This is a genomic window from Haliscomenobacter sp., from assembly GCF_033763495.1.
Taxonomy (GTDB): Bacteria; Bacteroidota; Bacteroidia; order Chitinophagales; family Saprospiraceae; genus Haliscomenobacter.
The window spans coordinates 100,706-116,058 of the sequence record NZ_JANRKL010000177.1 but is presented as its reverse complement, the minus strand read 5'-3'; the positions used below and the strand labels follow the sequence as shown (position 1 = coordinate 116,058).

Sequence of the window (15,353 nt, the reverse complement as noted above, 5' to 3'; positions counted from 1 at the left end):
ACCGTAACTCCACAATTGGACAAAAACCACCTGAATGGTGTATCTACTTTTGACCTGGTATTGATCCAGAAGCACATCCTCGGTGTAACGGCGTTGAACAGTCCATACAAAATGATTGCTGCTGACGTGAACAACTCCAAGACGATCAGTACTCTGGACTTGATTGCCCTGCGCAAGTTGATCCTGAACATTGACACACACTTTGCCAACAACACTTCCTGGCGATTTGTAGATGCCGCTTACAATTTCCCGAATGCCAATAACCCATGGGCTGCAGCATTCCCAGAAGTGGTGAGCATTAACGACATCCCTGCCAATGCGACGGCCAACTTCGTTGCCATCAAAGTGGGTGATGTGAATGCCAGTGCAACGGTAAGTGCTGCTGCCAGCGCTGAAGTACGCACCAGTGGTACCCTGAACATTCAGGCTGCTGAAACTGCGCTGAAGGCTGGTCAGGAATACAGCGTTGAATTCAATGCTGCTGACCTGAAAGGTGTACAAGGTTATCAGTTTGCCCTGAGCCTGGACAAGAGCAAGGTAGAATTGGTAGATCTGGTGTATGGCGTAGCCAAAGCCGAAAACTTTGGAGTGTTCCAAAATGAGGGAGTGATTACTACTTCCTGGAATGGTGACTTCAAACAAGGTGCCTTGTTTACCCTTGTACTTCGTGCAAAAACGGATGCTCAATTGAGCAATGCGCTGAGCCTGAACCGCGTAGTGTCTGCTGAAGCTTACAACCAAAACCATGAGCAACTGGGTGTTGCCCTGCAGTTTGGCACAGCCGAAGCCCTGGCCAATGGCTTTGAGTTGAAGCAAAACACGCCTAACCCGTTCAATGGTGAAACGGTGATCAGCTTCAATCTGCCAAAGGCTGCTGCAGCTACCCTGACCATCAGCGACGTAACCGGCCGCGTGCTGAAAAGCATCCGCGCTGATTATGCCAAGGGTGCCAATCAAGTGGTGCTGAAAGCGAGTGACTTCAATGCTACTGGTGTGTTGTACTACACGCTGGAAGCTGAAGAGCACACGGCTACCAAAAAGATGATTATTGTGGAATAACCCATGATTGGGACGATGTAGAGACGCACGGCCGTGCGTCTCTACCCACACAAAACCCTCGATTGCTAAGGTGATCGGGGGTTTTGTTGTTAAGGCCGCTGCCCTACCCCTTCTTCAACAAATCTCGGATTTCAGCCAACAATTCTACATCACTTGGCCCCGCTGGTGGTGCCGGTACTGCCTCCGCTTCTTTGCGCTTCGCCGCGTTCATGGCTTTGATGATCATAAACATCACAAAAGCGACCACCAAAAAATCAATAGATGCCGTAATGAATTCGCCCCAGGCAATGGCCACCTCGGGCCTGCCGCCTTCTTCAGCCGCACGGAGTACCCATTTTTTTTCAGCGAGATTAACTCCACCTAAAATAAGGCCTACTACCGGAGCAAACATTTTTTCTACAAAAGCAGTAACTACCTTGCCGAAGGCCGCGCCCATTACAAAGGCAATAGCCGTGTCGATCAGGTTGCCCTTCAGGGCGAATTCTTTAAACTCCTTGAACATGTGTGTATGGTTTTTGAAGGTTCATTCAATGAAGATAAAAATTTCTGTGCGCAAAAAATAAATTAAGTGTGGTCTCGCTTAAAACCAATAGTTAAGGCGACCAGCCTGCGGGCTGTCAATGACCCACAAAATTTGACCAGTGATGGCTTTTTTCAAGCCCAAGCGAAGCTTTGGGCTAGTAAGTGTTAAAAATGTTTACTACTTTTATAATGCTTTCATTCACAAGCCTCAACTCCATCGCCATGAAATTTTTCTACACCCTCCTTTCGATGTTATTTTTATCCATTCCTCAATTTATGGTGGCACAGGCGCCCAAAGAGGTCTTTATCAAAGCGGGAAAATTATTCGACAGTGCCAAAGGAGTACTGGTTTCCAATCAGGTCATTCAGGTCAAAGGTAATGTCATTGAAAATGTGGGCAGCAACCTCACAATTCCCCAAGGTGCAGAAGTGATTGATTTGTCAGCATACACGGTGCTGCCTGGTTTGATCGATGCCCATGTGCATTTGTTGTACCTGGAATCGCTCAAGAGTGATTTGTCTACCGAAGGCATCAAGGCTGTGGTGATGGAGGGCGACGCGCTCCGGGCCTTGCGCGCTTCGGCACGAGCCAAGACCTTTTTGGAAGCAGGCATTACTACCGTGAAAGATCTGGGGAATTCGGGTCAGTTCTTGGACGTAGCCTTAAAAAGAGCCATCAATGAAGGTGCAGTGGTAGGGCCACGCATGTTCGTTTCCGGCCCGATTTTAAGCTCCGAAGGTGGGCAGTTTCCAGGTGTATTGCACAAACATAAACACCTGGCGAGCGAAGAATACCGGATCATCAAGGGCAAGGAAGATGCCATCAATGCGGTGCGGGAAAACATCACTTACGGGGCCGACATCATCAAAATCTGTTCCAACAACACCCCGAACAATACCTCCCTCACCATCGATGAAATGAAAGCCATCGTCAATATGGCGCATCGCTACGGAAAAAAGGTTACTGCTCACGCCACCGATAACGAGGCCGTATGGGAAGCAGTAATGGCTGGAGTGGATGGCATCGAACACGGCTACGAAGTGGCCGATAGCACCTTAAAACTCATGGCCAGCAAAGGGATTCCTCTAGTGCCCACGGATGCCAGCAAAAAAATCATGGCCAAATATTTGGAAGCCCAGGACTTCCAGGGCAATAAAGAAGAAACAATTAAAGGTATCCTGGCCGATCAACATGATCGTTTGAGTCGGGCCATTCAACACGGGGTGACCATTGTGGCGGGTTCGGATATGTACATCAACATGGAGGAACCCCAGGGCAATGCAGCCAAATCTGTCTTGGTCTCTTACCACGAGGCAGGGATGAAACCCCTCGAAATCCTCAAAGCAGCCACAATCAATTCCGCCAAATTTATGGGGCTTGAAAACAGATTGGGTGTGCTCAAAAAAGGCGCCTGGGCGGATATTATCGCCGTGAAAGGCGATGTGGAAGCGAATTTCCCGGAAACGATTTTTAATGTGGTTTTTGTGATGAAGAATGGGAAGAAGTATGTGGGGGAGTAGAGCTGCCTTGTTTTCATGTTTATCAATGGCTGTGGCCATCTTCGCTATGCTCTGCCTGAGCAACATAATCCATTCCACAAGCAGGGCATTTGCCTGCTTCTTCGCTTCCACTGCCCTCACAATGCATTGGACAAACATAAGCAGAGGTGTACGCTTTGCCTTTTTCCGCTTTCTGTTCGGTTTGAGCCTTATCGTCTTGCTGGTGCTCATGGGCAGCAGAATGGTTTCCACCACAAGACCAGAAAAACAAGGCAAAACATAAATGGAGGATGCCCGAACGCAACAATTTTACAGGTTTCATTTTTTGCTTTTTAATGAAAGATTGTGTAACATAAAAAAAAGGAGGCAATTGTTGTTAAGGATTTGCCTCTTTTTTCAATTCCGAACTTTTCTCCGAACCTTACACCGAACTTTTTTGGAATTCCACCTTAACAGATGTGTTTTTAGCGAAGTTTGAAGCGCTTGATTGACCTTGCGATGAACTTGAAAATTCATCGCTCAATCGCATTTAACATCTTGTAACCCGCCGCTTTATCGGCGGGACTAGGCGCAACCCTCCCCTCACATCTAACATCATTCCAGAGGCTTGCATCATGAAGCAAATATGAGCTTGGGAAAAATCACTTCTCAGTGGTATCCAATACTTCCCAATACCCGCCCTTATCCGCACCAACCCGTTCTATCCGCTGATCTTCTTTTAACTTAGCAATATGCTTCTCTATGTTGCGAGTAGCAATGGCTAAACTTTCTGCAAGCTCCGCAATGGTGATCAGTCTATTGGCCTTCATCAATTCAAGGATTTTCTCCGATCTTTTCTCCGACCTTTTCTCCGATCTTTTCTCCGACTTTTTTTTGAACTCAATCCTGAAACCAGATGGATCATAAGCAAATATAGGTGTTGGTAGCCCGGCGTTTTGGCATTCCCGGAGGATTTTTAGTGTGCCGCGCCCCCAGGCTTCGATTAAACCTGCTCTAAAGAATGCGGTGGCAATGTCGGGATTAAAGGGAATGGAAGGGTGCTCTTTCAATAAGTTGTCAATCGTCCAGGCTTCTGGGAGTTGCCCAGCATTCCAGAAAATGATGCCTTGATCGGACACCTTGATCTGAATGGGGTTGCCGCTGCCATAGTCTTTGTGGGCGATGGCATTCAGTAAGGCTTCGCGGATGGCGGCCTCGAGATACTTGCATATCAAACGATAGCCCGGGCAATTAACTTTAAGTAAGGCAGGGATTGTTATTTTCAGAATAAACTATTATTATTGTGGTATGAGTGTCGAAACCTTAATTCAGGAATATCAACAGCTTTCCGCCATAGAAAAGGCGCGATTTTTTGAACTCATTGAGGCCGATGTCCTCTTGTGGGCTGATGAAGCTACTCGCTCTATCTCTGAAGAAGAGTGGCAAGCTATGGAAGCTGAGCTAGCCGGGGTAAGAGAAGGGACAATTATGGCTATCCCGCTCCAGGATGCCATAGCCAATTTACACAAGTAAACATGGCTGTTCAACGCATTCTGCTCGCACCAAGCGCCCGAGAAGATCTTCAAAATATCTGGGATTATATGACTGAGCAGCGCGACGGCTTGGGCGACGAGTTTATTGATGAGTTTGTCAAGATTACTGATCTACTTCTACAATTTCCTGAACTATATCCGGTGGTAAGAGGAGATATTCGTCGGGGGATTATCCGGCAGTTCCGCCACATTTTTACGTATACTATTCAAGGGGATGCTATTGTGATTGCTAGGATTATGCATAGTCGGCGGAATACTGAGTATTATTAAGATTTTAGGGTCGCATGGAGCGGTTTTGGTTTAAAATCAAGCTCATCGGGAACTTTGAGGGCAGGCAAAATAGTTACCACTAGCACAATCATTCACACGACAAATACAGAATATGGCAATATTAAACCCTACCAACTTTATTCAAACGGTCTTCATTCATGAACTCGAAGACATAGTTAATCGCCATCCTTATCACGCTTTCATGATCATGAGCACGGGCATTGAATTTTTGGGAAAGTGCCTGAAAACAGATCGACCCAATTGGCATAATACGGGCAAATCCAGTGAAACTTTTGAAAAGGCGATCCAAGAAATCCCACCTCTTCAAAAATACGAGGAGCTTTTGGAAGAACTTAACCTGTATGGCGGATTGCGTTGTGGCCTATTGCACAGCGCCCAGCCTGACTCAGGAATCACCTTGTCTTCTAAAAACGAGAGAGCACATCTTGAGAGACATATTATTTTAGGGCGGGATTGTATCAACTTAAGGTGTGAAGATTTTTACGCAGATTTCAAGGAAGCCTGCGAATGGGTAATTGCTTCGATCTCACCAGAAGAGCCGGAGGACAAGATGAATAAGCCATTTTTGTTTGTTCCAGGTGATGGTTCAATTGATCCAACAGGCTTTGCTAACTCAAGTGCATCTGCCTACCTTGGGAATGGAGCTTCTTGGTTATAGGCTTCTTAAAGGTGTCTTATGTGATAATTTATCTTATGGAAATTATTGGCAATTATTTACACACAATAATAGTATTTCTAGAAGATTGAAATTACAAATAAAATGCCATCCTCTCATTAATCACGTTCAATAAAGGTAATTCAAAGTCAATAGTACTTAATTCATTATAATTGTAGTCTTTAAAATGAGTTATTTCCATCATTGAGTCTAAAGGAGGATCAGAGTTTAAACTTAAAATAAAGCCAAAAGGATGAAAATTAAATTCGCTGTATGTAGCAACTTTACCAGGAAAGTTGAAAAGCCCTGTTGCAACACCAAACATCCTGTGTTTATCAGATAGCGTTGCGTACATAAAAACTTTGATCTCTGGAGAGAGTTCCTTTTGATGCCGGTCTAAAATAAAATTGTTTTCCTGTATTATTTCTCGCAGTGCTCCTAAGGCTTGATCAGCACAGAGATGAAAGATCAAAATTTGTTTCAACACATTTAATGGGTGAATATTAAGTGAGAACTGGACAGACTTATCATTTCTGTGCATAATAACCGAAGGAAAAGCCTCATCAACTAATTTTGCATAATCATTTGCATAGTTGCCACCTGTATTACAGGACTCACAAAGCTTGTAACCGCCTAAGCCTTTGGGGCTTTTGCTGAATTTTTCATATAAATAGGAGTTTTCATTTGATAGCAAAAAAAGATGCCGATGGTCTTGTATATTCACTGGGCGATCATTTTTAGCCGCTCTTGGAGGTAGATGCTCAAAAGTTAATTCTTTATTCTCCCCACAAATCGAACAAATGCCAAGTTGTTTGTCTTTTCCCATGTTTTTTCAAGGGGTTATTTTGAACTCAAGGTTTCAGAATCTTAGTTTATGTTATACTATGGTTAGGGCGCCTATCCCCACCCCCAAAACAAAAAAGGCATAAAAACTTGCAGAACAAGTAATTATGCCTTTTCTATGTAGACCCATAAGGATTCGAACCTTAACAAGCTGAACCAAAATCAGATGTGCTACCGTTACACCATGGGTCTGGAACCAGTCTCAGAAAGCGTTTTTTCCAAGAGTGACGCAAAAGTAATACGTCGTGCCATTATACGCAAGTGCTGAGCAATTTTTTTTCAAAATAAAGCAGCTTTTACTTGTTTTCGGCCTGTTGGATCAAGAGTAAGTTGCTGCGTTCCAGTTCGGTCAGGAATTTGTTCACGTCGGCAGATTGGCCCTGGTACCAGTCCTGTTTGCTGAAGTGGGTATGCATGGCGCCGCCTGCTTTGAAGAGGTAGCCATAGCGGGCATAAATTTCGTTGCGCATCAGTTGCAGGTCGGCTTTGGACATTTTGGCCAATTCGGCGCTGCTGAGTTGGCGCAGGGAAGCTTGTGGAAATTGGCCATCCACAAACAGTTCAGCCTTACCCGCCACAAAACCCACTTCGTATTGGCCTTTTTCCGTAACGCCGCTCCAGGGCTGGTACACTTTGAGGCAGCGGGTGGTATCCCCTTTGTCGATGTAGAGCACAAATTCACCATTGGTTTTGCTGGAAAAGAAGCGATTGCCTTCGATGCGTACGTTGCTGAGGGTTTCAAAACGTTTGAGCCATTTGGCACCATCGTTGGTCCATTCGCCCCAGGAGATCTGGGCGTAACATTTGCCTGCATCCACGAGGAGCAGCAGGTTGGACTCGGCTTCGGAATCGCCAAAATGGTAGGCCATTTGGTAGGCTGCTTTGTCTTTGACGAGCCAGGGTTTCAGTTTGCGGCCATCGATGTCGTCGAAACCCATTTTTTGGCCGCTCAGGCCGATGGGGAGAAGGAGGAGGAGCAGGGCAAGTTTGGTCATGCGCTTGATGATTGAATGAAACAAGGTATTAAAACTTCTAAGGTGGTTCCTAAGGTGCCTTCAGTTTCTTAGGTGGTGAAAGAATACCCTGCTCCGCAGGTTTTTAATTTTCACCACCTAAGAAACTGAAGGCACTTAAGAAGCACCTTAGCGATTATGGGTTATGACTGTGAAGACCTGCATTAGAACATCAAGGAATTTTCACTTGCAAAGAAGCCGAATACAACTCCTCGGCCAAATGAATTTGCAGTTTACCTTTCTGTTCATCCCGCACCTGTTTTTTTACCAGATACACTTCGGCATTGCCTTTGGCCGGGTTGCCAAAAGAGACCAATGGGAAGGAATAACTGCCACTGGTGGACGGCCCTTCGATGGTCACCGTAGAAGCCTGTCCGTTGCGGTCGGTCAAAACCATAACCAGGCTTTCCCCTTGTTTCAACACCCCGCCACTGGCGATATTGAGCTCAACCTGGCCTTCGAGGCGATCCGGCATCTTGAGTTCGATTTCGCCCAAAACTTCCAGGCTTAAGGAAATGCGCTGATTGTTGCCTGTTTTGTCTTGAAAGTTGAAAGCCGCCTGTTGGGCAAAGGCGCCTCCAAACTCGGTGGAATAGCGCAGCAGGTTTTCGGACATTTGGATGGCGGTCATTTCTTTGTCCAAAAAACGAATCCCTGCCGGAAAACGCACCGATTTGGCCAGCGGCAGGGAATCACCTTCCAGCAGGATGGCCTCGGCCTTGTATTCTTGTTCGGGTTGCAGGTAGCGCACAAAGAGGTCAACCGTTTGTTTGGGCAAAGCGTCCTTGGTTTCGGAAAGGCGGCAAGCACTCGTGGCGAACAACAAGGTCACAGCAACTGCGTAGTAGAGTTTATGCATAAAAATTAGAGATAAGGCGATATTTTAATCAAGCGACTGGTTCAGGAATTTTACCAAAGGTTGCATGGTTTTGAAGACGTCCAGCGCGAAGTCGTTGAACCCAGGTTCCATCAGTTTTTGCTCCGCAAAATTATGGGATACCGTAAAACTTTTCAGTTTCAACAATTCAATCGCCGGGTTGTCTTCTTTGTACCCTTGAGGTGCCTTTTTGAGTTTGAGGTCGGGATCAAAAGCGCGGGGGAAAAAGTTTTGGAAACTGATCTCAGCCAAAATAGCCTGCAAATCTTTGTAGTTGTAGTGGATTTCCTGGCGGATTTTTTTCAAAGCTTCCGCTTCGGGCATGTACATGCCTCCTGCCAAAAAACAGCCTCCGTCTTCCATGTGCAGGTAATAACCCGCCCGTTGCAATCCCTTGGCGCCGCCACTGAACCAGGCCCCCATATTGGTTTTGTAGGGTGACTTGTCGGCTGAAAAACGGGTATCGCGGTTGATGCGGAAGATGCATTTTTTTGGCTCCAGTTTGGCAAAGGCAATTTCAGCATCAAAACTTTCCAAACCGTTAATGATGGCTTGTACCTGAACGAGGAAGTCCTCCTTGGCGCGCTGGTACACCTTGCGATTGGCTTCAAACCATTCCTTGTTGTTGTTGGCTTTTAGATCCTTGATGAACTGGAAAGTGGATGATTGGAGCATGGTGATGGGTTTTAGCTCAAAATTAAAAACATTTTTTTGAACCCGTGTACAAAGAAAACATAAAATAAATAGAGGCCGGAATAGATTTCAAATCTGATAAAATATCAATAAATTGTCCCAACAAAACTATGCCAAGATGTTTAGAACCTCCGCTTTATTATACATTATTGCAGTGTCCGTCTTATTGGCCTGCCAGCGCCAAACCCCCAGTGCCCCGGTCACCCCTACCGAAATTGTCGCCAATTTTCCCAATATCCGCATTGATAGTTCGGCTGCTGCCTTTGGGGCGGGCCCTTGTGAGCCCAGCATTGCCATTTCGCCCACCGATTCCAATATAGTGGTGGCCGGAGCAATTTTGGATCGGGTGTATTACTCCAGCAATGGGGGAATTACCTGGAAAAAAAAGACCCTGGTTTCCCCTTATGGCGTTTACGGCGACCCGGTTCTGTTGGCCGATACCAAAGGGGATTTTTACTACGCGCACCTCTCCGACCCCAATGGCCGCAGCGGTGGTGACCCCGGCTGGCTGGATCGCATTGTAATCCAAAAATCGACCGATGGGGGTGCCAATTGGTCGCAAGGTACCTACGCTGGCCTACGTCATCCCAAAGACCAGGACAAACACTGGCTGGCGGTTGATCCCCGCGACAACAGCATCGTGATGACCTGGACCGAATTCGACAAATACGACAGCCGCGACCCCAAGGACAAATCCCGTATCCTTTTTGCCCGCTCAGCCGACGGGGGCAAAACCTGGAGCAGCGAGGCCAGCCTTAGCCAATTGGAAGGCGACTGCCTCGACGACGACCAAACCACCGAGGGGGCAGTACCCGCCATCGGTCCCAATGGCGAAATTTACGTGGCCTGGGCTTACAACAATAAAATTTATTTTGATCGTTCGCTGGACGCCGGCAAAACCTGGCTCGCGACAGACAAAGTAGTAGCCGATCAACCAGGAGGATGGACCTTCGACATTCCCGGCATTTACCGCGCCAATGGGCTACCCATCACGGCTACCGATTTGAGCAATGGCCCCAACCGGGGCACCATTTACGTTAACTGGTGCGACCAGAGAAACGGCACCAACGACACGGATGTATTCCTCTCCAAATCGAGCGACGGAGGCAATACCTGGAGCGCCCCGATTCGCGTCAACAATGATGCCGCAGGCAAGCACCAGTTCTTTACCTGGCTGGCCGTCGATCCCGTGACGGGCTACCTTTACGTGTTGTTTTACGACCGCCGCAACCACGAAGGGGACGCTACCGATGTCTACCTGGCTTATTCCAAAGACGGAGGCAAAACCTTTGTCAATGCCAAAATCAGCCAGTCGCCTTTCACGCCCACCAAAGGGATCTTTTTTGGCGACTACAACCACATTAGTGTGTACAATGGTCGGGTGCGCCCGATTTGGACCCGTTTGCAGAATGGGACATTGAGTGTGTGGACGGCACTGGTGCGTTTGAAATAAAGTAATGAGTTGAGAATAGCGTACTTCTTAGGTGATTCCTTAAGTGTCTTTGGTCTCTTAGGTGGTGAAAGAATACTCTGCTTCGCAGGTTTTTAATTTTCACCACCTAAGAAACCTAAGACACTTAAGGAATCACCTAAGCAATCGATGGCTCAAGCTCCTTAAACCTTTTTTATGCCTGAAATCACCGAAGTCTTCTACCCCCACAATCGCCAACAATGGCGGGACTGGTTACAAACCTACCATCAAAGCGGAAAAACGGAGGTTTGGTTGCAGACCTACCGCAAGGCTACCGGCAAACCCTCTCTTCCCTACGATGACATGGTGGAAGAATGCCTGTGTTTTGGCTGGATTGATGGGGTAAACAAAAAATACGACGAAGAAAGTGCGGTGCAACGCATCACCCCCCGTAAGAAAAAAACCTTCTTGTCTGAACTCAACCGGCAGCGAGTCTGGAAATTGCAACAACAGGGACTAATGACTCCAGCGGGGGTAGCCCCCATCGCGGACCAAATCGGGCAGATGGATGATCCGCTGGTAATTCCCGAATGGATCGTGGTACAATTGCAGCAGGATCCAGAGGTTTGGGAGAATTTTTCCAAATTCCCTCACTTTTACAAGCGCCTCAAAATAGGTTGGATCAATGAGATCACGGGCAATAGCCGCGAGGCGGAGAAACAAAAACGCTTGAATTATTTGATCAAAATGAGCAAGCAAGGCAAAATGTATGGGACGCAGCCGCTGAAGGATTTTTAGCTATACGCTGAGCTGAATCTATGCCTTTGAGGATGGCAAAAGCATTTTTCACCCTCATACTATGTGTTTCACTCATCGCCAACCCTGCATTCCACCCGTATGCAATACCCCAATCCGCGAACCTGATGGGAAATAGCCCTGTTTTGCCTTGTCGAGCACTCCCCACATCATTTTACCGGTATAAATTGGTTCCAAAGGCAGGTTATACTTTTTCATTTCTACTAAAAAATCCAGCAACTCAGGAGGCGTTTTGGCGTATCCCCCAAAATGATACTCGGTAGCAACCGCCCAGTTGTTGGGGTTGTTTAAACTCAATAATTGTTGAACTTCTACTTTGTGAAAATCTCCTTTCAAAGCCGAAAAACCCAGTGCAAAGGCTCTGCCCGCCAAACCCTGAATCACTCCAGCCAGGGTCCCACCGGTGCCACAACTCAAACAAAGGTAATCCAGCTGTTCCTGGGCCAGTAGCTCTTCTGCAATTTCTGCACAGCCGCGTAAAGCCAGGGCATTGGTGCCTCCTTCCGGGATAATGTAGGCTTGAGGAAATTGTTCCTGCAATTGAGCCAATACCTGTGGATCATCTTTGCGCCGATAGGCTTCGCGAGACCAAAAGTGCAACTTCATCTCGCAAGATGTAGCGAATTCCAGCGTTGGGTTTAAGGGCTCTACCTTTTCCCCTCTGATGATGCCGATCGTATTGAAACCAAACAATTTTCCAGCGCTGGCGGTAGCGGCAATGTGATTGGAAAACGCACCGCCGAAGGTAAGCAATGTTCCATAACCCTGTTCCCTGGCAGCACTGAGGTTGTATTTTAGCTTGCGCCATTTGTTGCCACAAAACGCCTGATCCCCGGCTTGGGTTTCCAGTTGTAATAAATCGTCACGTTTGATGAAACAAGTGAGGTTTTGAGCTTCCAGGATGGGATGATGGAAGATTTGGATTGGGCTGGGCGGATGGTGGAAAAGAGCCTGCATAATTATGAAGTATAGGAATTGAGGGGTTGAGAAGTTGAGAAGTTGAGGCTACCGCAAGTGACTTAGACGCCATTGGCACACGCACACAGTCACACACTAACACACACCCATTCTTGCTGTAGCCTCAACTTCTCAACCCCTCAACTCCTCAACTTTATTAATACCCAAACACTTCCTCCAAACTCACTTCTCTCAGTGCCCCGAAGTTTTCCAGGTAGTTCAGATCGACCTGAGATTTGCTGCCCATCACTAGGAAGGTATAAGCCCGACCCCGCACGTATTCCTCGTGGAAAGCCACCAAATCGCGGCTGCTGGAGCGTTCGGTATGTTGATAAATTTCCTGACGCATGTCCCCTGTATAGCCCAGCTCCCGATTGGCGCGTGCCGTCCAATACACCCGGGAAGGAATGATGCGCTCACTTTCAATACGTTTCAGAATAGCCTGCCGGGCGTGCTCAATTTGAGAGTCGACCACGGGCATCTCATTCAACAATTGCAGGAAAGTAGGAATGGCATCCGACAATTTATCCGGCTGGGTACCCACGTAGGCTTGCAGGTAGTGCGCCCACTCTCGCTTGCGCGGGGAGCTGTAAAAGGCATAGGTGGAATAAGCCAAGGCTTTGGATTCCCGAATTTCCTGAAAAACGATGGAGGAAAGCCCCAGACCAAAATAGTCATTGAACAAATCGCTGATCAGGTGTTCATCCATGTTGAACTGCGGAGTACCTTTCGATACCAGCATGACATCCGTTTGTACAATGGGAAAATCCAGAAAAACCACCTGGTTCTCTTTGGTGTCCAATTGAGTAAAAGCGCGGGATGGCACTGCCTTTTTAAGCGGCGTAGCAACCTGGTGATGGGTTTCCAGCAAATTGGTTACTTCCGACATGGGCATTTGGCCATAGTAGTAAATCTTGTGCTCGAAGCCATTCAGGTCCTTGATTTTTTGGCAAAGTTCGTCGGCTTCCAGTTGGCGCAATTCTTCTACGGTCAGGCGATAGGTGAATGGGGAATCGGTGCCATAACGCGCGTAATTGCCCAGGGCATTGCGCAAAACCACATTCCGGTCCTTCTTCGCATTGGCCCGGTGGGTCAAGGCATCCGTGACCACATTTTGCAGGATGGCAGCATCTGGTTGAAGATTGCTGATGATGTGCTCCAACAACTCCAGGCCTTTGAGCATGTTGTCTTCCAGGCCGCTCAGGGTCATGTAGGTATAATCGTCGTCGTTACTGACTTCGAAACTCAGCCCCCAACGGTATAGTTCACGTTGCAAATCGGCTGAACTGTAGCGACTGGTACCCAGGTAAGGCAAGTATTGTACGGCAATGGCCAATTTGCGATCGCTGTTTTTTCCCATCGGGAAAATATAGTCCAGGCGAAAAAGCGAATTGTTCGGGTTGCGAACATAATCAAGCTGAATGCCGGATTTGAGCGTGGTGGATTGAATGGCAGTTTCAAAATCGACAAAAACCGGCTCAATCCTTGGGGTACTGATGTCGAGGAAAGCCTGGGCGTATTCAGATACTGAGTCCCGATTGAGTTCCACCGCGGTGATCACGGGTTTTTCCACCTTGATCACATTGGAATCTTCCGCCTGGACCTTATGGACCTCAACGTAATTGTCTTTGAAATGCTTTTGGGCAAATTCGACAATTTGTTCTTTGGTGATTTTGGCAATGTCGCTGATTCGGCGGGTGTAGTGCTCCCAGTCCATCCCGAGGATGAAACTGCTGGTCATGGCATTGACCCGGGCGCTATTGGACTCCGAGGCCATGATTTGGCCCAGTTTGTAGTCGTTGATAACCGCTTCTACCATCCATTCTTCAAATTCACCCCGGCAAATTTTCTGCAGTTCGCCCAGGAGAATTGCTTTGACCTCTTCCAGGGTTTGACCTTCCCGGGGCTTGCCGTACAAACCAAAGACAGAATAATCTTCATAAAACCAGAACCAGGATTCCGATTCCAACACCTTCTGCTGCTGGTTGACATTCAGATCGAGCAAACCCGCCTGATCGTTGTACAAAAGGGTTCGGATCAGCAAAAGGAAAAGGGTATCGGCCGATTTGGCCTGATCAAAACGCCAGGCCAGCATGACCAACGCAGGTTCCTGCCCATAAACCACCTTTAGAACAGGCTCGTTCAAATCGGGTTGTAGGGAAAAAGAGAAGGGCGGCACGGGTTTGGGCTCGTAAACGCCAAAGTATTTTTCTGCCAATTCTACCACCTCGGCAGGGTCAAAATCGCCCGCCATGACCAGAGCCATGTTGTTGGGTACATAGTAGGTTTGGAAATACTTCTGGATGTTTACCTGGGAAGGGGTGCGCAAATGTTCTGCTGATCCAATGGTTGTTTGGGTTCCGTAAGGGTGTGAAGGGAAAAGCACTTCCCGAATTGCAGTATTGACCTTGCGGACATCCTTATCCTGAGAAATATTGAATTCTTCGTAAACGGTCTCCAATTCTGTATGGAACAAACGCAACGCCATCATCCGAAAACGTTCAGATTCCAGTTGCATCCAGCGCTCCAGTTCGTTGGCCGGGATGTCATTGACATAAACGGTTTGCTCAACCCAGGTGTAGGCATTCGTGTCTTTTGCACCGATGTTGCTCACCAATTTATCGTACTCGCTGGGAGCTGTCAATTTGGCTGCTTCAAAAGATACCCGGTCAATTTCGGCATAAATCCGCCGACGTTCCGCTTCGTCCTGAGTAGCACGGTGTGCTTCGTATAAATCAGAAATTTGCTCCAGCAGCACTTTTTCTTTTTCCCAATCCAGCGTACCAATGCGGCTAGTGCCTTTAAACAACATATGTTCCATGTAGTGCGCCAGGCCTGTAGTTTCCGGTGGATCCTGTTTGGACCCCGCCCTAACTACAATATTGGTGTACACTCTTGGCTCATTTTTATTTACACTTAAAAACAATTGTAATCCATTAGAAAGGGTATAGCGTTGGACTTTCAACAAGTCGTCAGGGACGGTTTTGAAAGCGTATTGCATTTTTGCGTCAATCATCTCTTCTCCAGATTTTTTTATAAAACAGCATGTAATATAATGCATTGAAGCGAAGAATAGTTTTTTTTGACTTCAATCCGGCGATTATTCCTCCCACACAAATCGGGCCAAAGCGACTTTGATCTTCGTTTTACTGCCTTATGCCCTTACATTTGGGCCTTTGGGCTT

The 15,353-nt window shown here is 47.2% G+C and carries 16 protein-coding genes and 1 tRNA gene; 7 read left to right on the top strand and 10 right to left on the bottom strand.

The annotated features are described in order from the left end of the window. A partial coding sequence (locus tag SFV55_RS19305; RefSeq protein ID WP_320031181.1) for a T9SS type A sorting domain-containing protein occupies positions 1 to 1,059 on the top strand: 1,059 nt, incomplete at its 5' end. A 103-nt stretch (positions 1,060 to 1,162) separates the two neighbouring features. Here the strand turns inward: SFV55_RS19305 and mscL are convergent. Then, positions 1,163 to 1,561, bottom strand: coding sequence for a large-conductance mechanosensitive channel protein MscL (mscL, locus tag SFV55_RS19300; protein ID WP_320031180.1), 399 nt, complete (start codon positions 1,559 to 1,561; stop codon positions 1,163 to 1,165). 242 nt (positions 1,562 to 1,803) lie between these two features. Between mscL and SFV55_RS19295 the strand changes: the two genes are divergently transcribed. Next, positions 1,804 to 3,102 carry an amidohydrolase family protein gene (locus SFV55_RS19295; protein ID WP_320031179.1) on the top strand — a complete coding sequence of 433 codons (1,299 nt, stop codon included), beginning with the start codon at positions 1,804 to 1,806 and terminating at the stop codon, positions 3,100 to 3,102. A 22-nt stretch (positions 3,103 to 3,124) separates the two neighbouring features. Here SFV55_RS19295 and SFV55_RS19290 read toward each other — a convergent pair whose 3' ends face one another. After that, positions 3,125 to 3,403 (bottom strand): heavy metal-binding domain-containing protein, encoded by a 279-nt coding sequence (locus SFV55_RS19290; RefSeq protein WP_320031178.1) that lies wholly within the window; start codon positions 3,401 to 3,403, stop codon positions 3,125 to 3,127. A gap of 319 nt (positions 3,404 to 3,722) precedes the next feature. After that, positions 3,723 to 4,295 carry an ATP-binding protein gene (locus SFV55_RS19285; protein WP_320031177.1) on the bottom strand — a complete coding sequence of 191 codons (573 nt, stop codon included), beginning with the start codon at positions 4,293 to 4,295 and terminating at the stop codon, positions 3,723 to 3,725. A gap of 73 nt (positions 4,296 to 4,368) precedes the next feature. Between SFV55_RS19285 and SFV55_RS19280 the strand changes: the two genes are divergently transcribed. The 3 genes from SFV55_RS19280 (at position 4,369) to SFV55_RS19270 (ending at position 5,562) form a co-directional block, all read left to right on the top strand. Further along, on the top strand, positions 4,369 to 4,593 hold the full coding sequence (locus SFV55_RS19280; RefSeq protein ID WP_320031176.1) for a hypothetical protein: 225 nt from the start codon (positions 4,369 to 4,371) through the stop codon (positions 4,591 to 4,593). A gap of 2 nt (positions 4,594 to 4,595) precedes the next feature. After that, on the top strand, positions 4,596 to 4,883 hold the full coding sequence (locus SFV55_RS19275; RefSeq protein WP_320031175.1) for a type II toxin-antitoxin system RelE/ParE family toxin: 288 nt from the start codon (positions 4,596 to 4,598) through the stop codon (positions 4,881 to 4,883). A gap of 112 nt (positions 4,884 to 4,995) precedes the next feature. Further along, complete coding sequence (locus SFV55_RS19270; protein WP_320031174.1) at positions 4,996 to 5,562, top strand: hypothetical protein; 567 nt, start codon at positions 4,996 to 4,998, stop codon at positions 5,560 to 5,562. Between the two features lie 91 nt (positions 5,563 to 5,653). Here the strand turns inward: SFV55_RS19270 and SFV55_RS19265 are convergent, their stop codons facing one another. The 5 genes from SFV55_RS19265 to SFV55_RS19245 all read right to left on the bottom strand — a co-directional run bounded on the left by SFV55_RS19265 (position 5,654) and on the right by SFV55_RS19245 (position 8,967). Then, the gene (locus tag SFV55_RS19265; RefSeq protein WP_320031173.1) at positions 5,654 to 6,385 is read right to left on the bottom strand and encodes a hypothetical protein; all 732 of its coding nucleotides are present in this window, start codon (positions 6,383 to 6,385) and stop codon (positions 5,654 to 5,656) included. Between the two features lie 138 nt (positions 6,386 to 6,523). After that, positions 6,524 to 6,594: transfer RNA gene (locus SFV55_RS19260), tRNA-Gln, on the bottom strand. Between the two features lie 104 nt (positions 6,595 to 6,698). Further along, complete coding sequence (locus tag SFV55_RS19255; protein ID WP_320031172.1) at positions 6,699 to 7,397, bottom strand: YARHG domain-containing protein; 699 nt, start codon at positions 7,395 to 7,397, stop codon at positions 6,699 to 6,701. 190 nt (positions 7,398 to 7,587) lie between these two features. Continuing rightward, complete coding sequence (locus SFV55_RS19250) at positions 7,588 to 8,274, bottom strand: hypothetical protein (RefSeq protein WP_320031171.1); 687 nt, start codon at positions 8,272 to 8,274, stop codon at positions 7,588 to 7,590. A 24-nt stretch (positions 8,275 to 8,298) separates the two neighbouring features. Beyond that, entirely contained in the window at positions 8,299 to 8,967 is a 669-nt protein-coding gene (locus tag SFV55_RS19245) for a DUF2461 domain-containing protein (RefSeq protein WP_320031170.1), read from the bottom strand. 136 nt (positions 8,968 to 9,103) lie between these two features. Here SFV55_RS19245 and SFV55_RS19240 point away from each other — a divergent pair, with 136 nt between their 5' ends. Both SFV55_RS19240 and SFV55_RS19235 read left to right on the top strand, forming a co-directional pair. After that, the gene (locus SFV55_RS19240; RefSeq protein WP_320031169.1) at positions 9,104 to 10,438 is read left to right on the top strand and encodes a sialidase family protein; all 1,335 of its coding nucleotides are present in this window, start codon (positions 9,104 to 9,106) and stop codon (positions 10,436 to 10,438) included. Positions 10,439 to 10,612: 174 nt separating this feature from the next. Next, entirely contained in the window at positions 10,613 to 11,194 is a 582-nt protein-coding gene (locus SFV55_RS19235; protein ID WP_320031168.1) for a YdeI/OmpD-associated family protein, read from the top strand. 72 nt (positions 11,195 to 11,266) lie between these two features. Here SFV55_RS19235 and SFV55_RS19230 read toward each other — a convergent pair whose 3' ends face one another. Further along, entirely contained in the window at positions 11,267 to 12,169 is a 903-nt protein-coding gene (locus tag SFV55_RS19230) for a 1-aminocyclopropane-1-carboxylate deaminase/D-cysteine desulfhydrase (protein ID WP_320031167.1), read from the bottom strand. 157 nt (positions 12,170 to 12,326) lie between these two features. Beyond that, a complete protein-coding gene (locus tag SFV55_RS19225) occupies positions 12,327 to 15,185 on the bottom strand; it encodes a M16 family metallopeptidase (RefSeq protein ID WP_320031166.1) in 2,859 nt (952 codons plus the stop codon). Positions 15,186 to 15,353: the final 168 nt, after the last annotated feature.